Below are 20,307 nucleotides of genomic sequence, written 5' to 3' on the forward strand. Positions count from 1 at the left end.
TCAGGAGCCATAACAACCATGCCAAAACGTACTGATATAAAAAGCATCCTGATCCTCGGCGCTGGCCCGATCGTTATCGGCCAGGCCTGTGAATTTGACTACTCCGGCGCGCAGGCGTGTAAGGCGCTGCGCGAAGAGGGCTACCGCGTTATTCTGGTGAACTCCAACCCGGCAACCATCATGACCGACCCGGAAATGGCCGATGCAACCTACATTGAGCCGATCAACTGGGAAGTGGTGCGTAAAATCATCGAAAAAGAGCGCCCGGATGCGGTGCTGCCGACCATGGGCGGCCAGACCGCGCTGAACTGCGCGCTGGAGCTGGAGCGTCAGGGCGTGCTGGAAGAGTTCGGCGTGACCATGATCGGCGCAACCGCCGATGCGATCGACAAGGCGGAAGACCGCCGCCGCTTCGACGTGGCGATGAAGAAAATCGGCCTGGACACCGCGCGTTCCGGCATTGCGCACACCATGGAAGAAGCGCTGGCGGTGGCTGCCGACGTGGGTTTCCCGTGCATCATCCGTCCGTCCTTCACCATGGGCGGCACCGGCGGCGGCATCGCCTATAACCGCGAAGAGTTTGAAGAGATCTGCGAGCGCGGCCTGGATCTGTCGCCAACCAACGAACTGCTGATTGATGAATCGCTGATCGGTTGGAAAGAGTACGAGATGGAAGTGGTGCGCGATAAGAACGACAACTGCATCATCGTCTGTTCGATTGAAAACTTCGACGCCATGGGCATCCACACCGGCGACTCGATTACCGTCGCGCCGGCGCAGACCCTGACCGACAAAGAGTACCAAATCATGCGTAACGCCTCGATGGCGGTACTGCGTGAAATCGGCGTGGAAACCGGCGGCTCCAACGTGCAGTTTGCGGTGAACCCGAAAACCGGCCGCCTGATCGTGATCGAAATGAACCCGCGCGTATCGCGCTCCTCGGCGCTGGCGTCGAAGGCCACCGGCTTCCCGATCGCCAAGATCGCCGCCAAGCTGGCGGTCGGCTATACGCTGGATGAGCTGATGAACGACATCACCGGCGGCCGCACCCCGGCGTCGTTTGAGCCGTCCATCGACTACGTGGTCACCAAAATTCCTCGCTTCAACTTTGAGAAGTTTGCCGGCGCCAATGACCGCCTGACCACGCAGATGAAGTCGGTCGGTGAAGTGATGGCGATTGGCCGCACCCAGCAGGAGTCGCTGCAGAAAGCGCTGCGCGGTCTGGAAGTGGGCGCCACCGGTTTCGACCCGAAAGTCAGCCTGGACGACCCGGAAGCGCTGACCAAGATCCGCCGCGAGCTGAAAGACGCTGGTGCGGACCGCATCTGGTATATCGCTGACGCCTTCCGCGCCGGCCTGTCCGTGGACGGCGTGTTCAACCTGACCAATATCGACCGTTGGTTCCTGGTGCAGATTGAAGAGCTGGTGCGTCTGGAAGAAGAAGTGGCGGCGAGCGGCATCAACGGCCTGACGCCGGAGTTCCTGCGTACGCTGAAGCGCAAAGGCTTTGCCGACGCGCGCCTGGCGAAACTGGCCGGCGTGACCGAAGGCGCGGTGCGCAAACTGCGTCAGGGCTACGGCCTGCATCCGGTATACAAGCGCGTGGATACCTGCGCGGCGGAATTCGCCACCGACACCGCTTATATGTACTCCACCTATGAAGAAGAGTGCGAATCCAACCCGAACAGCGACCGGCCGAAGGTGATGGTGCTGGGCGGCGGGCCGAACCGTATCGGCCAGGGCATTGAATTCGACTACTGCTGCGTACACGCCTCGCTGGCGCTGCGTGAAGACGGTTACGAGACCATTATGGTCAACTGCAACCCGGAAACCGTCTCGACCGACTACGACACCTCCGACCGTCTGTACTTTGAGCCGGTAACGCTGGAAGACGTGCTGGAAATCGTGCGCATCGAACAGCCGAAAGGGGTGATTGTCCAGTACGGCGGCCAGACGCCGCTGAAGCTGGCGCGCGACCTGGAAGCAGCCGGCGTGCCGATTATCGGCACCAGCCCGGACGCCATCGACCGCGCGGAAGACCGCGAGCGCTTCCAGCAGGCGGTGAACCGTCTGAGCCTGAAGCAGCCGGCCAACGCCACGGTTACGGCGATTGAGCAGGCGGTAGAGAAAGCGGCGGGCATTGGCTATCCGCTGGTGGTGCGCCCTTCTTACGTGCTGGGCGGCCGCGCGATGGAGATCGTCTATGATGAAGCCGACCTGCGCCGCTACTTCCAGACCGCGGTCAGCGTGTCCAACGATGCGCCGGTACTGCTGGACCGCTTCCTGGACGACGCGGTGGAAGTCGACGTCGACGCGATCTGCGACGGCGAGCGCGTGCTGATTGGCGGCATCATGGAACATATCGAACAGGCCGGCGTGCACTCCGGTGACTCCGCCTGTTCACTGCCGGCCTACACCCTGAGCAAAGACATTCAGGACGTGATGCGCCAGCAGGTGGAAAAACTGGCGTTTGAGCTGCAGGTGCGCGGCCTGATGAACGTGCAGTTTGCGGTGAAAGACAACGAAGTCTACCTGATTGAAGTCAACCCGCGTGCCGCGCGTACCGTGCCGTTCGTCTCCAAAGCCACCGGCGTGCCGTTGGCGAAAGTGGCGGCGCGCGTGATGGCGGGCAAGACGCTGGCCGAGCAGGGCGTGACGGAAGAGGTGATCCCGCCGTATTACTCGGTGAAAGAAGTGGTGCTGCCGTTCAACAAATTCCCGGGCGTCGACCCGATTCTGGGGCCGGAAATGCGCTCCACCGGGGAAGTGATGGGCGTTGGCCGCACCTTTGCCGAAGCCTTCTCCAAGGCGATGCTGGGCAGCAACTCCGGCATGCGCAAACAGGGCCGCGCGCTGCTGTCGGTGCGTGAAGGCGACAAGGCGCGGGTGGTCGATCTGGCCGCCAGCCTGCTGAAGCAGGGCTTCGAGCTGGATGCGACCCACGGCACCGCGGTAGTGCTGGGCGAAGCGGGCATCAACCCGCGTCTGGTCAACAAGGTGCACGAAGGCCGTCCGCACATTCAGGACCGTATCAAGAATGGCGAGTACACCTACATCGTGAACACCACCGCCGGCCGCCAGGCGATTGAAGACTCCAAGCTGATTCGCCGCAGCGCGCTGCAGTATAAAGTGCATTACGACACCACGCTGAACGGCGGCTTTGCCACCGCGATGGCGCTGAAGGCCGACCCGACCGAGCAGGTCACCTCGGTGCAGGAGATGCACGCGCGCATCGGCAAATAAGCCGCACGCTCGTTACGCTGAACAAGGCCCTGCATGCAGGGCCTTTTTTATGCGTGCTTTCCGGCCAAAGTTATTCAGCCTGCCTGTTGGTTCAGATTAAAAATTTCCGCTATCAATCTATTTGCCCGCTGTCATGCTAGACGGCTGGTATATGCTTGATGTATTGGCAAGGAACGACGAGATCAACATGATTCTAATAATCTATGCGCATCCCTATCCCCGGCATTCGCACGCCAACCGGCGGCTGTTGCAGGCGGTGAAAGATATTCCCGAGGTGGAAGTCCGCTCGCTGTATGAGCTGTATCCCGATTTCAGCATCGATATCCATGCGGAACAGCAGGCGCTGGAGCGCGCCGATATGGTGGTGTTGCAGCACCCGATGCAGTGGTACGGCCTGCCGCCGCTGCTGAAGCTGTGGATCGATAAGGTGCTGGAGCACGGCTGGGCCTACGGCCATGACGGCAACGCGCTGGTGGGGAAAGACTGCCTGTGGGCGGTGACCAGCGGCGGCGACCGGCACCACTTTGAGCTGGGCGACTACCCGGACTTCGCCGTGCTGGGGCAGCCGCTGCAGGCGACGGCGCTGTACTGCGGCATGCGCTGGCAGCCCTACTTTGCGCTGCATAACACCTTTACCTGTAATGAGACGGCGCTGCTGGAGGCGGGGGAGGCCTACCGGCAGCGGCTTATCGACTATCTACTGGCGCAGCCGCCGCAAACACAGGAGAACCCGCATGGATAACCACAGCATGATGATCGAAGGGCTGATCTATCTGGGCTCGGCCGGGCTGCTGGTGCCGATAGCGGTGCGCCTGGGGTTGGGATCGGTGCTGGGCTACCTGATCGCCGGCTGCATTATCGGGCCGTGGGGGCTGAAGCTGGTGTCCGACGCCGAATCGATCCTGACCTTTGCCGAGATCGGCGTGGTGCTGATGCTGTTTGTCATCGGCCTGGAGCTGGATCCGAAGCGGCTGTGGACGCTGCGCGCTTCGGTCTTCGGCGGCGGCGGCATGCAGATGGCCGGCTGCGGCCTGGTGCTCAGCGCCTTTTGCTACTTCCTCGGGCTGAGCTGGCAGGTGGCGCTGCTGATTGGCCTGACGCTGGCGCTCTCTTCCACCGCCATCGCCATGCAGGCGATGAATGAACGCAACCTGACGTCGTCGCCGACCGGACGCAGCGCGTTTGCGGTGCTGCTGTTTCAGGATATCGCCGCGATCCCGCTGGTGGCGATGATCCCGCTGCTGGCTAACAGCGGTGCCTCGACGTCGCTCGGCGCCTTTTCCATCTCCGCCGCCAAGGTGGTGGCCGCGCTGACGCTGGTGGTGCTGCTCGGCCGCTATGTCACGCGGCCGCTGCTGCGTTTTGTCGCCCGTTCCGGCATGCGTGAGGTCTTCAGCGCCGTGGCGCTGTTTCTGGTATTCGGCTTTGGCATCCTGCTGGAGATGGCCGGCCTGTCGATGGCAATGGGGGCGTTTCTGGCCGGCGTGCTGCTGGCCAGTTCGGAATACCGTCATGCGCTGGAAAGCGATATTGAGCCGTTTAAGGGGCTGCTGCTGGGGCTGTTCTTTATCGGCGTCGGCATGTCGATCGATTTTGGCACGCTGTTCAGCCATCCGCTGCTGATCGCCACGCTGCTGCTCGGCTTTATGCTGCTGAAAGCGGCGATGCTGTGGCTGCTGGCGCCGCTGTTGGGCGTGCCGAAGCGTCAGCGCGGGCTGTTTGCCATTTTGCTGGGGCAGGGCAGTGAGTTCGCCTTTGTGGTATTTGGCGCGGCGCAGACGGCCGGCGTTCTGCCGTTGGCATGGACCAAATCGCTGACGCTGGCGGTGGCGCTGTCGATGGCCGTGACGCCGCTGCTGCTGGTGCTGGCGTCGTGGCTGGAGAAGCGTGCGCCGCAGGACGATCGCCCGGCGGATGTGATCGACGAAGATAACGCCAGCGTGATCATCGCCGGCTTCGGCCGCTTCGGCCAGATTGCCGGCCGTATGCTGTTGGCCAACGGCGTGCGCACCGTGGTGCTGGATCACGATCCGGACCATATCGAAACCTTGCGCAAGTTCGGCACCAAAGTGTTTTACGGCGACGCCACCCGCGCCGACCTGCTGGAGGCTGCCGGGGCGGAAAAGGCGCAGGTGCTGATTAACGCCATTGACGACGTTGAGGCCAACCTGCAACTGACCGAGCTGGCCAGGCGCCACTTCCCGCACCTGAAGGTAGTGGCGCGCGCTCGCGACGTCGACCACTGGTATCAGCTGCGGCGTCTCGGGGTGGAGAAGCCGGAGCGCGAAACCTTTGAAAGTTCGCTGCGCATCGGCCGTGAAGCGCTGGAGCTGCTGGGGATGGACGCCTACGAGGCGCGGGAAAAGGCGGATATCTTCCGCTGTTACAACCATAAGATGCTGGAAAGCACGGTGGAGCATTACGAGGACACTGAATTCCGCATCGCCAGCCTGCAGCGCGCGAAAGAGATGCTCAGCAATGCCATCGAACAGGACCGTTCACGCCTGTCGCGGGAGCAGGAGACCGGCTGGCGCGGCAGTATTGACGGTAAAGCGCCGGAAGATGAGGTGGTGGAAGCCAAAGGGTAATCATTCTGCCCCTCTCCGCGACGGCGAGGGGCCGCTAAAATAAAGAAGGCGATCAGGCTTTTTTTATTAACGAATCAATTAACGGGAAATAACCACGCTAAAAAATAACAAGGATGTTTTATTAGCGGTTTTATTTAATTGCCTTATTAATTTCCCGGCCCCGCCCATGATTTATTTAGGCGTATACGTTACATATTTCAGTAATATATCTGGTGTTTTTTGTATTTATCAGCCGAAATAACTGGAAACCCGCTCCGTATGGTGTAATATCGGACGAAATAAGCAGCAGCTCTGCACTCAGGCGATGGTCGTCAGTCGATCATCGTGCGGCCGCTTATATTTAATTAAAGCCAGATATCAATTTTATACCCTAAATAATTCGAATTGCAGGAAGACGGCAAGGGCAGGCATCCCGATAAGCTTACAGCGGTAAGTGATTCGGGTGATTGAACGCAGCCAACGCCTCTGCCGCTTGAAGTATGACGGGTAATAGACTTAGCACAGGACGGCGCTAATGAGATTGATTGCACTATCAACGGAAGATCTCGAACCTTATCAGTTTTCCCGTATTTTTCATCCCGGCTCGGCGCGTTATGCGCTGGAGGCGAAATATCTGTTCGGGGCCTCATCGCTGCCGTCGATCTGTCGTCGCTATCCGGTCAGCCGCTGCGAGATTTTCGGTGTGGGCGTGTCGCAGTACCGGGAAGACCGGCAGATAAAAAATCAGGTGCTGGCCGAGTTGGACGCGGGGCAGCTGCTTGCCATCGATGACGACTGTTTTGGCTGGTCGCCGGCGCGGCACCTGTTCTTTATCGACCAAAGCGGCCGGTTGGCGCAGTACCCGGCCATTTTGCCGCCGCTCTACCCGACGCAGCGGATAATACAGCGCTATGAGGCGATGGTTGCCCGCTATCGCGTCCGTCCGCCGGCGACGGTGCTGCCCCCCAGCTACCGGCCGCAGCAGAAAGCGCCGGCAGTCGCCGCGGCGGCCACCGCGGTGGCGGTGCGCCGGGATCCGCTGGCCGCGATGCGCGCCATGAGCAAGCGCGAACGCTGGCAGGCCCGGCAAAATCTGATCGGCCGCGGGCGGCGCAGCATCTACCCCGATGCGCGCATCGCCGCGATGCGGCTGGGTGAGAACAATATCGCCGTTGAGAAGGCCAAGCTGGCGCAAAATGTTTACGGCGTTGACGGGCGACCGATTAACGCGTTGGAAACGATGCCGAACGTACCCGAAGGGTGGCGTGATATTAGTAATAATAAAAATGCTTTAGACCGACTGGGGCTAAAACCAGGAATGTTGTATGACAAGGAGGACATGCCGGACTTTTTTGCCAGAGTTTATGCGCCAGATCCGACGGTGTTCGGTAACGCTATGGAACCAACCGTAGTATTCCGGGGAACCCGGATGGAGAAAATGGTTGATTGGAAAAACAACCTGGGGCAAGGAGTTAGTGTCCATTCTGATTATTATGAGAAATCGGTCGCTATTGGCAATAAGTTGATAGATTTCCCAGGCCAGGTAGCTATTGCCGGGCACTCATTAGGCGGCGGTCTTGCCTCTGCGGCGGCCGTTGCCAGCGGTAAGCCCGCCTGGACGTTTAATGCAGCAGGGCTTAATGCCGGCACGGTGGAAAAGTATGACGGCACTGCTATCGGCGACGGTTCAAAAATTGCCGCCTACCGGGTGCAGGGCGAGGTGCTGACGCGGTTGCAGGAGTTCCACCTGTTAGAGGATTTAAAGAGCGTTAACTATGACATTCCACTGCTGATGGTGAAACATCAGCTCTCTGCGCTATTGCCCAGCGCTGCGGGCAACGCGAAATGGCTGCCGGGCGGAGAGGGCGGCACCATTGATAAGCACGGTATGCAGCAGGTGATCGACAGCCTGGAGCAGCAGAAAGAGGCGGATATGACCACCATTACTAGCAGGCTATAACCATGCGAATACGATGGATCGGTATTGCCATCATGGTGTTTGGCTTAATTTGGCTGGCAGGATGCAACGGCATGAAAAAAATTGAACCGGAAGACTACTTTACCGGCCAACAGCTGGTTTTGGCCAAGGCCATTGAGGCGGGGGACCTGGAGAAAGTAAAACAGTTGGCGCCAGAAACGGATCTGAATACCCCTGGCGAGCAGAAATTAACCCCGCTGTTTTTCGCCATCAATGAGGCGATGTATAACGATAATCCGGCCAATCGACTGGCAATTATTACGGCGCTGGTCAGTGCTGGTGCGGACCCTTTACCGCAGGGGAGGGACAAGCCGGCTTTATGGATGGCCAAGGCCAGTAAGGACATCTGGCTTAAGGCAATGCTGGACGGTGGTCTATCTCCGGATGCCAGAGATAAGGACAATGATGATCCCATAATCTATAAAACTATGGATGCCAAGACTACCGATACGTTAGCATTATTAGTTATGCGCGGGGCTGATGTTGATGCGCGAGATTCTTTAGGTGAAACCCCATTAATGGCAGCTTTTTTCAGCAGTAAATTTGAGCACGCAAATTATTTGTTGGACCACGGTGCTGATCCTAATCCAGTAAATAAGAAGGGGTGGGTATTTGCTTCACTGGTGCAGAAGCGCCTTAATAAAAGCCAGCCAGATACTGAATACCACCAGAAGTGTCTGCAGCTGCGTGACAAGATGATCGCGCTGGGGGTGAAGTGGCCACCGGAGACCTAACGGGTATGGTGGCGATAGGCTGGCCGGCGTTTGGCAAAGGGACGATTATGCGTACCCCATGGATCGGTATCGCCGTTGTTTTTTGCGGGCTAATCTTGCTGGCAGGATGCAACGGCATGAAAAAAATTGAACCGGAAGACTACTTTACCGGCCAACAGCTGGTTTTGGCCAAGGCTATCCAGGCAGGTGATTTGGGTAGGATAAAACAGCTGGCACCGGAAACGGATCTGAATACCCCCGGCGAGCAGAAATTAACCCCGCTGTTTTTCGCCATCAACGAGGCGATGTATAACGATAATCCGGCCAATCGACTGGCAATTATTACGGCGCTGGTCAGTGCTGGCGCGGACCCTTTACCGCAGGGGAGGGACAAGCCGGCTTTATGGATGGCCAAGGCCAGTAAGGATATCTGGCTGAAGGCAATGCTGGACGGAGGTCTATCTCCGGATGCCAGAGTTAAGAGCACTGACTATCCCATGATCTATGAAACTATTTATGCAGGGACTACCGATACATTAGCATTATTAGTTATGCGCGGTGCTGATATTAATAGCCGTAATTCTTTAGGTGAAACGCCGCTAACGGTGGCTTTTTTCAGCAACAGCTTTGAGCACGTCAATTATTTGCTGGACCACGGTGCTGATCCTAATCCGGTGGATAAAAATGGGCGGGGGTTTGCAGCATTGGTGCAAAGGCGTATTAAAAAAAGCCGACCAGATACTGAATACCACCAGAACTGCCTGCGACTGCGCGACAAGATGATCGCGCTGGGGGTGAAGTGGCCACCGGAGACCTAACGGGTATGGTGGCGATAGGCTGGCCGGCGTTCGGCAAAAGGATGAACATGCGTAACCCGTGGATCGGTATCGCCGCTGTTTTTTGCGGGCTAATCTTGCTGGCAGGATGCAACGGCATGAAAAAAATTGAACCGGAAGACTACTTTACCGGCCAACAGCTGGTTTTGGCCAAGGCTATCCAGGCAGGTGATTTGGGTAGGATAAAACAACTGGCACCGGAAACGGATCTGAATACCCCCGGCGAGCAGAAATTAACCCCGCTTTTTTTCGCCCTCAATGAGGCGATGTATAACGATAATCCGGCCAATCGACTGGCAATTATTACGGCGCTGGTCAGTGCTGGTGCGGATCCTTTACCGAGGGGGGTAGGGGACAAGCCGGCTTTATGGATGGCCAAGGCCAGTAAGGATATCTGGCTGAAGGCAATGCTGGACGGTGGTTTATCTCCGAACGCCAGAGATAAGGACACTGACTATCCCATGATCTATGAAACTATTTATGCAGGGACTACCGATACATTAGCATTATTAGTTATGCGCGGTGCTGATATTAATAGCCGTAATTCTTTAGGTGAAACGCCGCTAACGGTGGCTTTTTTCAGCAACAGCTTTGAGCACGTCAATTATTTACTGGACCACGGCGCTGATCCAAATCCGGTAACTAAGAAGGGGTGGGTATTCGCTTCTCTGGTGCAAGACGGCATTAAAGACAGCCGGCCGGGAACAGAATACCACCAGAACTGTCTGCGACTGCGCGACAAGATGATCGCGCTGGGGGTGAGGTGGCCGCCGGAGGCATAACGCGCGCGATGAGCATGACGGAGGCCATCCGGCGGCTTAACTGAAAAACGTCGATCGCGGCATCAACATGCAGATGGTGACCAAGGTGCAGCATATTGTGATATTGGCCGAACACCGGCTGGCGGATCCGGATTGCTAACTATCCTAAATGACAGGCAGGCCCTGCCCGAATGCTGGCAGAGCCTGCCTGATGGTGTAATATCGTAGCTACGTCAGAGGCTAATCTGGCCGCTGCTTATCAAGTTTATATACTTAGCACAAGCACAGGACGGCGCTAATGAGATTGATTTCACTATCAACGGAAGAGCTCGAACCTTTTCAATTTTCCCGTATTTTTCATCCCAGTTCGGCACGTTATGAGTTGGAGTCAAAATATCTGTTCGGGGCGTCATCGATGCCCTCGATCAATCGTCGCTATCCGGTCAGCCGCCGTGAGATTTCCGGCGTGGGTGTGTCGCAGTTCCGGGAAGACCGGCAGATAAAAAATCAGGTGCTGGCCGAGCTGGAATCGGGGCAGCTGCTTGCCATTGATGACAACTGTTTTGGCTGGTCACCGGCGCGGCACCTGTTCTTTATCGACCAAGCCGGCCGCCTGGTGCAGTACCCGGCCATTTTGCCGCCTCTCTACCCGACGGAGCGGATAATTCAGCGCTATGAAGCGATGGTTGCCCGCTATCACGTCCGTCCGCCGGCAACGGTACTGCCCCCCAGCTACCGGCCGAAACAGAAATCGCCGGCAGTCGTCGCGGCGGCCAGCGCGATGGCGGTGCGCCAGGATCCGCTGGCCGCGATGCGGGATATGAGCAAGCGCGAACGCTGGCAGGCCCGGCAAAATCTGATCGGCCGCGGGCAGCGCAGCATTTACCCCGATGCGCGCATTGCCGCGACGCGGCTGGGTGAGAACAATATCGCCGTTGAGTATGCCAAACTGGCGCAAAATGTTTACGGCGTAGATGGGCGACCGGTTAGGGTATTGGAAACGATGCCGAACGTGCCCGAAGGGTGGCGCGATATTAGTAATGATGACAATGCGCTACAAAAGTTGGGTTTAAAATCCACTATGTTATATAGCAGTGCAAATGATCCTGATTTTTTCTCCCGAGTATATGCCCCAGATAAATTGGTATTTGGTAATGAGATGGCGCCAACCGTGGTCTTCAGGGGGACTCGGATGGAAAAGATGAAAGATTGGCTAAACAATGGTCAGCAAGGGATGGGGATTAACTCGACCTATTATAAAAAATCAGTATCAATCGGTAATAATTTAAAAAATTTTCCTGGAAAGGTTAGTATTGCCGGACATTCATTAGGCGGTGGTCTTGCTTCTGCGGCGGCCATTGCCAGCGGTAAGCCCGCCTGGACGTTTAATGCCGCAGGCCTCAATGCCGGCACGGTAGAGAAATATGGCGGCACGGCCATCGGTGACGGTTCAAAAATTGCCGCCTACCGGGTGCATGGCGAGGTATTAACGAAGCTGCAGGAATTCCACCTCTTGGATGATCTTCAGAGTGTGAACTACGATATTCCGCTGCTAATGGCGAAGCGGCAGCTCTCTGAGCTATTACCGAGCGCGGCGGGCGCCGCGAAATGGCTGCCAGGCGGTGAGGGTGGCGCCATTGATAAGCACGGTATGCAGCAGGTGATCGACAGCCTGGAGGAGCAGAAAGAGGCGGATATGACCACCATTACTAACAGGTTATAACTATGCGTATGCGTACACGATGGTTAGGTATTGCCATAATGATGTTTGGAATAATTTGGTTGGCAGGATGCAACGACATGAAAAAAATTGTACCGGAAGAATACTTTACCGGCCAACAGCTGGTTTTGGCCAAGGCTATTGAGGCGGGCGACCTGGAGAGGGTAAAGCAGCTGGCGCCGGAAACGGATCTGAATACCCCGGGCGAACAGGATTTAACCTTATTATTCTTCGCTTTGAATGAGACGTACTACAACAATAACCCCAAGCCACGTTTGCAAATTGTGACCGCGCTGGTTAAAGCAGGGGCTGATCCCCTTCAACCACAGTCTGATGGGATGGCCAGTCCGGCGGAAATGGTCTCAATGGGGGATAAGGATATCTGGCTAAAGGCACTATTGGATGGTGGTTTGGATCCGAACGCCAGAGACCGAAATCATAATGAAGCGATTATTTATAATACGTTACAAGCCAAGAATACGGATACGCTAGCATTATTGATCATTCGCGGGGTTGATGTCGATGCGCGTGATATTCTAGGGCAAACGCCGTTAATGGCAGCCTTTCTCAGCAATAGCTTTGAACATGTAAATTACCTACTGGATCACGGTGCGGATCCTAATCCGGTAAATAAACAGGGCTGGGTATTTGCTTCGCTTGTGCAAAACGGCATCAAGGACAGCCGGCCGGAAACGGAATACCACCAGAGCTGCCTGCAGCTGCGCGACAAGATGATCGCGCTGGGGGTGAAGTGGCCGCCGGAGACATAGAGGGGGCTGGGCGATGAACTGGTCAGCGTTCGGCAAAAGGACGATCATGCGTAACCCATGGATCGGTATCGCCGTTGTTTTTTGCGGGCTAATCTTGCTGGCAGGATGCAACGGCATGAAAAAAATTGAACCGGGAGACTACTTTACCGGCCAACAGCTGGTTTTGGCCAAGGCTATTGAGGCTGGCGACCTGGAGAGGGTAAAACAGCTGGCGCCGGAAACGGATCTGAATACCCCCGGCGAACAGGACTTAACCCCGCTGTTTTTCGCCCTCAACGAGGCGATGTATAACGATAATCCGGCCAATCGACTGGAAATTATTACGGCGCTGGTCAGTGCTGGCGCGGATCCTTTACCGCAGGGTAGGGACAAGCCGGCTTTATGGATGGCCAAGGCCAGTAAGGATATCTGGCTGAAGGCAATGCTGGACGGTGGTCTATCTCCGAACGCCAGAGATAAGGACACTGACTATCCCATGATCTATGAAACTATTAATGCTAAGACTACCGATACGTTAGCATTATTAGTTATGCGTGGGGCTGATATTAATAGCCGTAATTCTTTAGGTGAAACGCCACTAACGGTGGCTTTTTTCAGCAGTAAATTTGAGCACGCCAATTATTTACTGGACCACGGCGCTGATCCTAATCCAGTGAATAAAAATGGTCGGAGTTTTGCTGTATTGGTACAAAGGCGCCTTAATAAAAGCCAACCAGATACTGAATACCACCAGAACTGCCTGCGACTGCGTGACAAGATGATCGCGCTGGGGGTGAAGTGGCCGCCGGAGACCTAACGGGTATGGTGGCGATAGACTGGTCGGCGTTCGGCAAAAGGACGATCATGCGTAACCCATGGATCGGTATCGCCGTTGTTTTTTGCGGGCTAATCTTGCTGGCAGGATGCAACGGCATGAAAAAAATTGAACCGGAAGACTACTTTACCGGCCAACAGCTGGTTTTGGCCAAGGCTATTGAGGCGGGCGACCTGAACAGGGTAAAGCAACTGGCGCCGGAAACGGATCTGAATACCCCCGGCGAACAGGACTTAACCCCGCTGTTTTTCTCCCTCAACGAGGCGATGTATAACGATAATCCGGCCAATCGACTGGAAATTATTACGGCTCTGGTCAGTGCTGGCGCGGATCCTTTACCACAAAGGGGGAACAAGCCGGCTTTATGGATGGCCAAGGGCGATAAGGATATCTGGCTTAAGGCAATGCTGGACGGTGGTCTATCTCCGGATGCCAGAGATAAGGACAATGATGATCCTATAATCTATGAAACCATTTATGCCAAGACGACCGATACGTTGGCATTATTAGTTGTGCGCGGTGCTGATGTTGATGCGCGGGATTCTTTAGGTCAAACGCCGCTAATGGCAGCTTTTTTCAGCAATAGCTTTGAGCACGCCAATTATTTGTTGGATCACGGCGCAGACCCAAATCCGGTAAATAAGAAGGGCTGGATATTTGCTTCTCTGGTGCAAGACGGCATTAAAGACAGCCGGCCGGGAACAGAATACCACCAGAACTGTCTGCAGCTGCGCGACAAGATGATCGCGCTGGGGGTGAAGTGGCCGCCGGAGGCGTAACGTGCGCGATGAGCATGACGGAGGCCATCCGGCGGCCTCCGCGCTCTGCGGCGGCTTAGCTGAGCGCCACCTTAATGCCAAGGGCAATCAACATGCCGCCGAGCAGTTTATCCACGATCTTCTGCGCTTTTTCCAGCCCGCGGCGTACCGGGCCGCTTTGGATCAGAAACACCAGCAGCGGCCACCACAGAACCGACAGCCCTAAAATAATCCCCGCGTACCACAGCTTTTCGCCGATGCCGGAGTCTATCTGCAGCACCTGAGTAAACACCGCCAGGAAAAACAGTGTCGCCTTGGGGTTAAGCAGATTGCACAGGTAGCCCTGCACAAACGCGCTTTTCAGGCTGACCTGCTGCTGCGGCAGATTGCCGACGTTCATCTTGCCGCCGCCGCGCGACAGCAGCGCCTGCACGCCGACCCAAATCAGATACGCCGCCCCGGCGTACTTCAGCAGGTTAAACAGCCAGGGCGTGGTGGTAATCACCACCGCCAGCCCGGCGACGCAGTAGGACATATGAGTGGCGACGCCGCAGATCACGCCCAGCGCGGTGAGCAGCGCGGGTAGCCGCTGATAGCGCGCCGCATTTTTTATTACCAGAAAGAAATCCGGCCCCGGCGACAGCATGCCCAGCGTGGCGATGCCGGCGACAAATAACGAGGTTTCAAGCATGTTCACGATCTCAAGAAAAAACGAGGACAGTGCTGATAATAACGCCGCCGACCCTGATGCGCATCAATCCACCGCCGCTATCTTCAGCAATATGATGAATATTCATGGTGCAGAGTAAACGGGGCGGTATGAGACAGGAAGAGAAGATAAGCGGGCAGCGGCAACGGGAGGTGACGCGCCTGTGCATTCAGTGCGGGCTGTTGCTGTTGCAGCACGGCGCGGAAAGCATGCTGGTGGAGCAGTTATCCAGCCGTCTGGGTTTGGCGCTGGGGATGGAGCGGGTGGAGAGTTCGATCTCGGCGAACGCCATCGTCCTGACCACCATTAGCCACGGCGAGTGCCTGACCAGCACGCGTAAAAACGTCGATCGCGGCATCAATATGCAGATGGTGACCGAGGTGCAGCATATTGTGATATTGGCCGAGCACCGGCTGGCGGACGCGCAGGACGTGGCCCGGCGCTTTGCCAAACTGCGGCCGCTGCGCTATCCGCGCCCGCTGGTGGTGCTGATGGTGGCGCTGTCCTGCGGCTGCTTTAGCATGCTGAACGGCGGCGGCCGGGACGCCTTTGCCGTCACCTTTCTCGCCAGCGGGCTGGCGATGTGGGTGCGGCAGTGGCTGACGCAGCGGCAGATGAATCCGCTGATTAATTTCTGCCTGACGGCGTTTGTCGCCACCTCGGTATCCGGCCTGCTGCTGCGCCTGCCGCTGTTCAGCCAGACCGCGGGGGTGGCGATGGCCGCCAGCGTGCTGCTGCTGGTGCCGGGATTCCCGCTGATCAACGCGGTGGCGGATATGTTCAAGGGCCATGTGAATACCGGCCTGGCGCGCTGGGCGATGGCCAGTCTGCTGACGCTGGCGACCTGTATCGGCGTGGTGATGGCGATGTCGCTGTGGGGGCTGCGGGGATGGGCATAAGCTTGCTGTGGGCGTTAGCGCAGGACATGCTGCTGGCCGCCGTGCCGGCGCTGGGGTTTGCGATGGTGTTTAATGTGCCGCGCCGCGCGCTGCGCTATTGTGCGCTGCTGGGGGGCGTTGGCCACGGTGCGCGCATGTTGCTGATGTGGCTGGGGATGAATATTGAGTGGGCCTCGTTTCTGGCGGCGGTGCTGATCGGCATCATCGGCATCTCCTGGTCGCGCTGGCTGCTGGCGCACCCGAAAGTCTTTACCGTGGCGGCGGTGATCCCGATGTTCCCCGGCATTCCGGCCTATACCGCGATGATCTCGGTGGTGGAGCTGTCCCATCAGGGCTACAGCGAGGCGCTGATGGGCGTGATGGTCAGCCATTTTCTCAAGGCCTGCTTTATCGTCGGGGCGCTATCGATCGGGCTGTCGCTGCCGGGGCTGTGGTTATATCGTAAACGGCCCGGCGTGTAGTTTATTATGCGGTGTCATTAGCAATTCTGATAAGAGCTATCTTATATATTCATATTGCTTGTTTACCCTATCGACGGCCGATGGGGCTTTCCGTATAGTGTGTCCAATTTGAGCGGCTGGGGATTGTTAAGCACAGACGACAGGGAAGATAACCGGCTGATTGCCGGCGATTTACCGCGTTGCTCCCGGCCTGCTGCAGAATATCCATTAGGTTTATACAGGGTTAAATAATGATCATTAGCCTGATCGCTGCGTTGGCGGCGGATCGCGTAATCGGCATGGAAAACGCCATGCCGTGGCACCTGCCGGCGGATTTAGCGTGGTTTAAACGTAACACGTTGAATAAACCGGTCATTATGGGTCGCAAGACCTTTGAGTCGATTGGCCGCCCGCTGCCGGGCCGTCACAATATCGTGCTGAGCAGCCGGCCGGGCAGCGAAAGCGGCGTGACCTGGGCGACCTCGCTGGACGAGGCCCTGGCGGCGGCCGGCAATGTGGAAGAAGTGATGGTGATGGGCGGCGGGCATATTTATACCCAGTTTCTGCCGCGCGCCGATCGTCTGTACCTGACGCATATTGATGCCGAAATCGGCGGCGATACGCATTTCCCGGATTATGAGCCTGACGAGTGGGAAACCTCATTCAGCGAATTCCATGATGCAGACGCGCAGAATTCTCACAGCTACTGCTTCGAGATTTTAGAGCGCCGTTAATTCCCCGCTATCTGATGATCTCCGCAGCCAGGGCGTAATGTATTGCGCCCTGGCTGGTTTTGGCGCGCAAATTTTTTGCCGCCCCGCGATTGTAACATTTTCGTCACACTTCCTGATTAGTATGAAGCCCAACTTTGAGCGCCCGGCCACTCTGGTGACCCTGGACCGCGGCGTCAGCTAACAGGAAGCGAAATCATGACGAATAATATTGAGCAATTAAATGCCGACCGCCTGATCGATCCGACCCGCCGTAAATTATTATTGGGCAGCGCCGGCGCGGTCGGGCTGGCGGGCTTTCTCGGCGGCGGGATTTGGTCGGTTTCCGGCGAGGCGCTGGCGGCGGATCTGCCGGCCAACAAGCTGCTGGGCTTCAAAGGCATTGCCGCCTCGACCGCGGACGATATCGCCATTGCCGAAGGCTATAACGCCGAGGTGCTGATTTCCTGGGGCGAACCGCTGGTTGACGGCGCGGCGGCGTTCGATCCGAACGGCGGCAACAGCGCGGCCGAGCAGGAGAAGCAGTTCGGCGACAATAATGACGGCATGAGCTTCTTTCCGATTGACGATAACCACGGCGTGATGGCGATTAACAACGAATACGTCAACGAGCAGTATCTGTTCGCCCACGGCGGCGATAAGGCCACCAGTCTGGAAGACGTGCGTAAATCGCAGGCGGCGCACGGCGTGTCGATCGTTGCGGTAAAACGCGTTGGTGATACGCCACGTTGGGAAGTCGAGCGCCCGTCGCGCTATAACCGCCGCATTACCGCCAATACGCCGATGCAGTTCAGCGGCCCGGCCGCCGGCCACCCGCTGCTGCAAACCGCCGCCGACCCGAGCGGTCGCCAGGTGCTGGGCACCTTCGGCAACTGCGCCAACGGCAAAACGCCATGGGGCACCTACCTGACCTGCGAAGAGAACTTCGATACCTACTTCGGCACCCAACAGGCGGATTACCAAACCACGCCGGAGCAACAGCGCTATACGCTGAAGGCCAACGAGCCGGAGCGCAACTGGCCGGATTTTGACCCGCGTTTTGACGTGGCGAAAAACCCGCACGAATTTAACCGCCACGGCTGGATCGTGGAAATTGATCCGATGAACCCGACTTCCACGCCGATCAAACATACCGCGCTGGGGCGCTTCAAGCACGAGAACGCGGCGGTGACGGTGGCGAAGAACGGTCGCCTGGTGGTGTATATGGGGGATGACGAGCGCGGCGAGCATATCTATAAATATGTCTCCAAAGGCAAAGTGGACAGCGCCAACCCGGCCAATAACCGCAGCCTGCTGGATGAGGGCACGCTGTTTGTGGCGCAGTTCGACGGCGACGCCAACGGCACGCCGCTGAAGGGCAAAGGGCGCTGGATTGCGCTGGAGTTCGGCAAGAACGGCCTGACGCCGGAAAACGGCTTCCGCGATGCCGCCGAAGTGCTGATCTTTGCCCGTAAGGCTGCGGCGCAGGTCGGCGCCACCAAGATGGATCGCCCCGAGTGGATAGCGGTGAACCCGCACGACGGGCGCGCCTACTGTACCCTGACTAACAACAGCAAGCGCGGCGACGAAGGCATGCCGCTGAACCCGGCCAACCCGCGGCCGAAAAATATCTACGGCCAGATTATCCGCTGGGATGAGGGCGGCGACGCGACCGCGGAGCACTTCTCCTGGGATATGTTCGCGCTGTGCGGTAACCCGATTGCCCACCCGGAAGGCATGTATCGCGGCACGCCGAACATCACCGCCGAGAATACCTTTAACAGCCCGGACGGGCTGGGGTTCGACAGCGCGGGACGCCTGTGGATCCTGACCGACGGCAAGTACAGCAATAAGGGCGACTATCAGGGGCAGGGGAACAACCAGATGCTGGTGGGGGATCCGCAGAGCGGTGAAATCCGCCGCTTTATGGTCGGGCCGAAGTCCTGCGAGCTGACCGGGGTCACCTTTGCCCAGGACTACAAGACGCTGTTCGTCAACGTGCAGCACCCGGGCGAAGAGGGCGACTCACACTTCCCGCATAACAGCCCGCGGCCGCGCTCATCGGTGATCATGATTACCCGCAAAGACGGCGGCGTGATTGGCGCCTGACGGCGGACAAAATAAAAGGGCGGAATCTTTTCCGCCCTTTCTTTATGATGCTGCCCGCTTATCGCCGCCTTTCTCCGCGCGTCGCGTCGACGGCTGGGTGAAGTAGCGTTTATCCTCCCAGCGCAGCATGGTCAGATCGCCGCCCCAGCAGCAGCCGGTATCCAGCGCGATAACGCCTTGCGGCGTGCCTTTGCCTTCCAGCGACGCCCAGTGGCCGAAAATAATGGTGTACTGCTCATCCAGCAGGCGCGGCAGATCAAACCAGGGCTTGAGCGGCGCCGGCGCGGTGCCGGGGGCATCTTTGCTGATCATATCCAGCTGGCCGTGCGGGAAGCAGTAACGCATCCGCGTCAGCGCGTTGGTACTAAAGCGCAGGCGGGCCAGGCCGCTCAGCTGCGGCGTCCAGTTATTCGGCATATCGCCGTACATGGCGTCGAGGAACAGCGGATAGCTGTCGCTGCTGAGCACGGCTTCCACTTCGCGCGCGCACATTCTGGCGGTGTCGAGATCCCACTGCGGTGTGATGCCGGCGTGGGCCATCACCAGCTTCTGCTGTTCATCGACCTGTAGCACCGGCTGACGGCGCAGCCAGTTGACCAGCTCATCCGCGTCCGGCGCTTCCAGCAGTGGAGTAATGCGGTCTTTGGGCTTGTTGCGGCTGATGCCGGCGTATACCGCCAGCAGATGCAAATCATGATTGCCCAGCACCATACGCACCGCCGGTCCGAGCGAGCGCACGTAGCGCAGCACGTCCAGCGAATCCGGGCCGCGGGCCACCAGGTCGCCGGTTAACCACAGCGTGTCCTGCTGCGGGTCGAAAGAAGCCTGGGCTAATAGCGACTGCAGTTCATCGAAACAGCCATGAACGTCGCCGATAAGATATGTCGACATATTAGTGAATCAGCGTTGGGATGGCTAAGCGAAAGACTGGGATCGCCGTGCGGAACGGCTGACCCAGGTGGTCAACCATTTCATAGTGGCCTTCCATGGTACCCAGCGGCGTTTCAAGCACCGCGCCGCTGGTATATTGGAACTCACCGCCGGGCAGGATCAGCGGCTGTTCGCCGACGACCCCTTCGCCCTGGACTTCGGTTTGGCGGCCGTTGGCGTTGGTGATCAGCCAGTAACGGCCCAGCAGTTTCACGTTGAAACGCCCCAGATTGCGGATGGTAATGGTATAGGCAAAGACGTAGCGTTCCTCCTCAGGCAGCGACTGGGATTCCACATACAGACTTTGGACCTGAATACATACGCGGGGTGAATCAATCATGACCACTTAC

18 protein-coding genes and 1 pseudogene are annotated in these 20,307 nt (G+C 57.6%); 16 read left to right on the plus strand and 3 right to left on the minus strand.

Annotated elements, in window-relative coordinates:
- Positions 1-18: 18 nt before the first annotated feature.
- From carB to D781_RS03195, 12 genes and pseudogenes are all read left to right on the plus strand, one after another.
- Entirely contained in the window at positions 19-3,243 is a 3,225-nt protein-coding gene (gene carB, locus D781_RS03145; protein WP_015670862.1) for a carbamoyl-phosphate synthase large subunit, read from the plus strand.
- Between the two features lie 187 nt (positions 3,244-3,430).
- Complete coding sequence (gene kefF, locus D781_RS03150; protein ID WP_041411711.1) at positions 3,431-3,985, plus strand: glutathione-regulated potassium-efflux system oxidoreductase KefF; 555 nt, start codon at positions 3,431-3,433, stop codon at positions 3,983-3,985.
- The gene (gene kefC, locus D781_RS03155; RefSeq protein WP_015670864.1) at positions 3,978-5,831 is read left to right on the plus strand and encodes a glutathione-regulated potassium-efflux system protein KefC; all 1,854 of its coding nucleotides are present in this window, start codon (positions 3,978-3,980) and stop codon (positions 5,829-5,831) included. The genes kefF and kefC overlap by 8 nt, the downstream gene beginning before the upstream one ends.
- A 514-nt stretch (positions 5,832-6,345) precedes the next feature.
- Entirely contained in the window at positions 6,346-7,770 is a 1,425-nt protein-coding gene (locus D781_RS03160) for an Mbeg1-like protein (RefSeq protein WP_015670865.1), read from the plus strand.
- 71 nt (positions 7,771-7,841) lie between these two features.
- On the plus strand, positions 7,842-8,522 hold the full coding sequence (locus D781_RS03165; RefSeq protein WP_124014428.1) for an ankyrin repeat domain-containing protein: 681 nt from the start codon (positions 7,842-7,844) through the stop codon (positions 8,520-8,522).
- Positions 8,523-8,569: 47 nt separating this feature from the next.
- On the plus strand, positions 8,570-9,319 hold the full coding sequence (locus D781_RS03170; protein WP_041411984.1) for an ankyrin repeat domain-containing protein: 750 nt from the start codon (positions 8,570-8,572) through the stop codon (positions 9,317-9,319).
- 47 nt (positions 9,320-9,366) lie between these two features.
- Complete coding sequence (locus D781_RS03175) at positions 9,367-10,119, plus strand: ankyrin repeat domain-containing protein (protein WP_041411985.1); 753 nt, start codon at positions 9,367-9,369, stop codon at positions 10,117-10,119.
- Positions 10,120-10,162: 43 nt separating this feature from the next.
- Positions 10,163-10,246: pseudogene (locus D781_RS23550) on the plus strand (threonine/serine exporter); the annotation flags it as partial.
- 150 nt (positions 10,247-10,396) lie between these two features.
- Positions 10,397-11,821, plus strand: a complete 1,425-nt coding sequence (locus D781_RS03180) for a hypothetical protein (protein ID WP_015670869.1) — start codon at positions 10,397-10,399, stop codon at positions 11,819-11,821.
- Positions 11,822-11,898: 77 nt separating this feature from the next.
- Positions 11,899-12,588, plus strand: coding sequence for an ankyrin repeat domain-containing protein (locus tag D781_RS03185; RefSeq protein ID WP_015670870.1), 690 nt, complete (start codon positions 11,899-11,901; stop codon positions 12,586-12,588).
- A gap of 46 nt (positions 12,589-12,634) precedes the next feature.
- Complete coding sequence (locus D781_RS03190; protein ID WP_041411988.1) at positions 12,635-13,384, plus strand: ankyrin repeat domain-containing protein; 750 nt, start codon at positions 12,635-12,637, stop codon at positions 13,382-13,384.
- A 5-nt stretch (positions 13,385-13,389) separates the two neighbouring features.
- Positions 13,390-14,181 carry an ankyrin repeat domain-containing protein gene (locus D781_RS03195; RefSeq protein WP_015670872.1) on the plus strand — a complete coding sequence of 264 codons (792 nt, stop codon included), beginning with the start codon at positions 13,390-13,392 and terminating at the stop codon, positions 14,179-14,181.
- 55 nt (positions 14,182-14,236) lie between these two features.
- Here D781_RS03195 and D781_RS03200 read toward each other — a convergent pair whose 3' ends face one another.
- Complete coding sequence (locus D781_RS03200; protein ID WP_015670873.1) at positions 14,237-14,851, minus strand: LysE family translocator; 615 nt, start codon at positions 14,849-14,851, stop codon at positions 14,237-14,239.
- Positions 14,852-14,979: 128 nt separating this feature from the next.
- Between D781_RS03200 and D781_RS03205 the strand changes: the two genes are divergently transcribed.
- The 4 genes from D781_RS03205 (at position 14,980) to D781_RS03220 (ending at position 19,027) form a co-directional block, all read left to right on the plus strand.
- Positions 14,980-15,768, plus strand: coding sequence for a threonine/serine exporter ThrE family protein (locus tag D781_RS03205; protein WP_041411712.1), 789 nt, complete (start codon positions 14,980-14,982; stop codon positions 15,766-15,768).
- A complete protein-coding gene (locus tag D781_RS03210) occupies positions 15,759-16,229 on the plus strand; it encodes a threonine/serine exporter (protein ID WP_015670875.1) in 471 nt (156 codons plus the stop codon). The genes D781_RS03205 and D781_RS03210 overlap by 10 nt, the downstream gene beginning before the upstream one ends.
- 233 nt (positions 16,230-16,462) lie before the next feature.
- The gene (folA, locus tag D781_RS03215; RefSeq protein ID WP_171020784.1) at positions 16,463-16,942 is read left to right on the plus strand and encodes a type 3 dihydrofolate reductase; all 480 of its coding nucleotides are present in this window, start codon (positions 16,463-16,465) and stop codon (positions 16,940-16,942) included.
- Between the two features lie 195 nt (positions 16,943-17,137).
- Positions 17,138-19,027, plus strand: coding sequence for a PhoX family phosphatase (locus tag D781_RS03220; RefSeq protein ID WP_015670878.1), 1,890 nt, complete (start codon positions 17,138-17,140; stop codon positions 19,025-19,027).
- A gap of 42 nt (positions 19,028-19,069) precedes the next feature.
- Here D781_RS03220 and apaH read toward each other — a convergent pair whose 3' ends face one another.
- Both apaH and apaG read right to left on the minus strand, forming a co-directional pair.
- The gene (gene apaH / locus D781_RS03225; RefSeq protein ID WP_015670879.1) at positions 19,070-19,918 is read right to left on the minus strand and encodes a bis(5'-nucleosyl)-tetraphosphatase (symmetrical) ApaH; all 849 of its coding nucleotides are present in this window, start codon (positions 19,916-19,918) and stop codon (positions 19,070-19,072) included.
- 1 nt (position 19,919) lies between these two features.
- Positions 19,920-20,297 carry a Co2+/Mg2+ efflux protein ApaG gene (gene apaG, locus D781_RS03230; RefSeq protein WP_015670880.1) on the minus strand — a complete coding sequence of 126 codons (378 nt, stop codon included), beginning with the start codon at positions 20,295-20,297 and terminating at the stop codon, positions 19,920-19,922.
- Positions 20,298-20,307 lie beyond the last annotated feature (10 nt).

It is taken from the genome of Serratia sp. FGI94 (assembly GCF_000330865.1).
Lineage (GTDB): Bacteria > Pseudomonadota > Gammaproteobacteria > Enterobacterales > Enterobacteriaceae > Serratia_B > Serratia_B rubidaea.

Bases quoted from the DNA above. Each gene is read 5' to 3' on its own strand.
- kefC (WP_015670864.1), top strand. From the start codon at position 3,978: ATGGATAACCACAGCATGATGATCGAAGGGCTGATCTATCTGGGCTCG.
- D781_RS03180 (WP_015670869.1), top strand. From the start codon at position 10,397: ATGAGATTGATTTCACTATCAACGGAAGAGCTCGAACCTTTTCAATTT.
- apaG (WP_015670880.1), bottom strand. From the start codon at position 20,297: ATGATTGATTCACCCCGCGTATGTATTCAGGTCCAAAGTCTGTATGTG.
- kefF (WP_041411711.1), top strand. From the start codon at position 3,431: ATGATTCTAATAATCTATGCGCATCCCTATCCCCGGCATTCGCACGCC.
- D781_RS03185 (WP_015670870.1), top strand. From the start codon at position 11,899: ATGAAAAAAATTGTACCGGAAGAATACTTTACCGGCCAACAGCTGGTT.
- D781_RS03170 (WP_041411984.1), top strand. From the start codon at position 8,570: ATGCGTACCCCATGGATCGGTATCGCCGTTGTTTTTTGCGGGCTAATC.
- D781_RS03200 (WP_015670873.1), bottom strand. From the start codon at position 14,851: ATGCTTGAAACCTCGTTATTTGTCGCCGGCATCGCCACGCTGGGCATG.
- D781_RS03210 (WP_015670875.1), top strand. From the start codon at position 15,759: ATGGGCATAAGCTTGCTGTGGGCGTTAGCGCAGGACATGCTGCTGGCC.
- carB (WP_015670862.1), top strand. From the start codon at position 19: ATGCCAAAACGTACTGATATAAAAAGCATCCTGATCCTCGGCGCTGGC.
- D781_RS03165 (WP_124014428.1), top strand. From the start codon at position 7,842: ATGAAAAAAATTGAACCGGAAGACTACTTTACCGGCCAACAGCTGGTT.
- D781_RS03175 (WP_041411985.1), top strand. From the start codon at position 9,367: ATGCGTAACCCGTGGATCGGTATCGCCGCTGTTTTTTGCGGGCTAATC.
- D781_RS03195 (WP_015670872.1), top strand. From the start codon at position 13,390: ATGGTGGCGATAGACTGGTCGGCGTTCGGCAAAAGGACGATCATGCGT.
- apaH (WP_015670879.1), bottom strand. From the start codon at position 19,918: ATGTCGACATATCTTATCGGCGACGTTCATGGCTGTTTCGATGAACTG.
- D781_RS03205 (WP_041411712.1), top strand. From the start codon at position 14,980: ATGAGACAGGAAGAGAAGATAAGCGGGCAGCGGCAACGGGAGGTGACG.
- D781_RS03190 (WP_041411988.1), top strand. From the start codon at position 12,635: ATGCGTAACCCATGGATCGGTATCGCCGTTGTTTTTTGCGGGCTAATC.
- D781_RS03160 (WP_015670865.1), top strand. From the start codon at position 6,346: ATGAGATTGATTGCACTATCAACGGAAGATCTCGAACCTTATCAGTTT.
- D781_RS03220 (WP_015670878.1), top strand. From the start codon at position 17,138: ATGACGAATAATATTGAGCAATTAAATGCCGACCGCCTGATCGATCCG.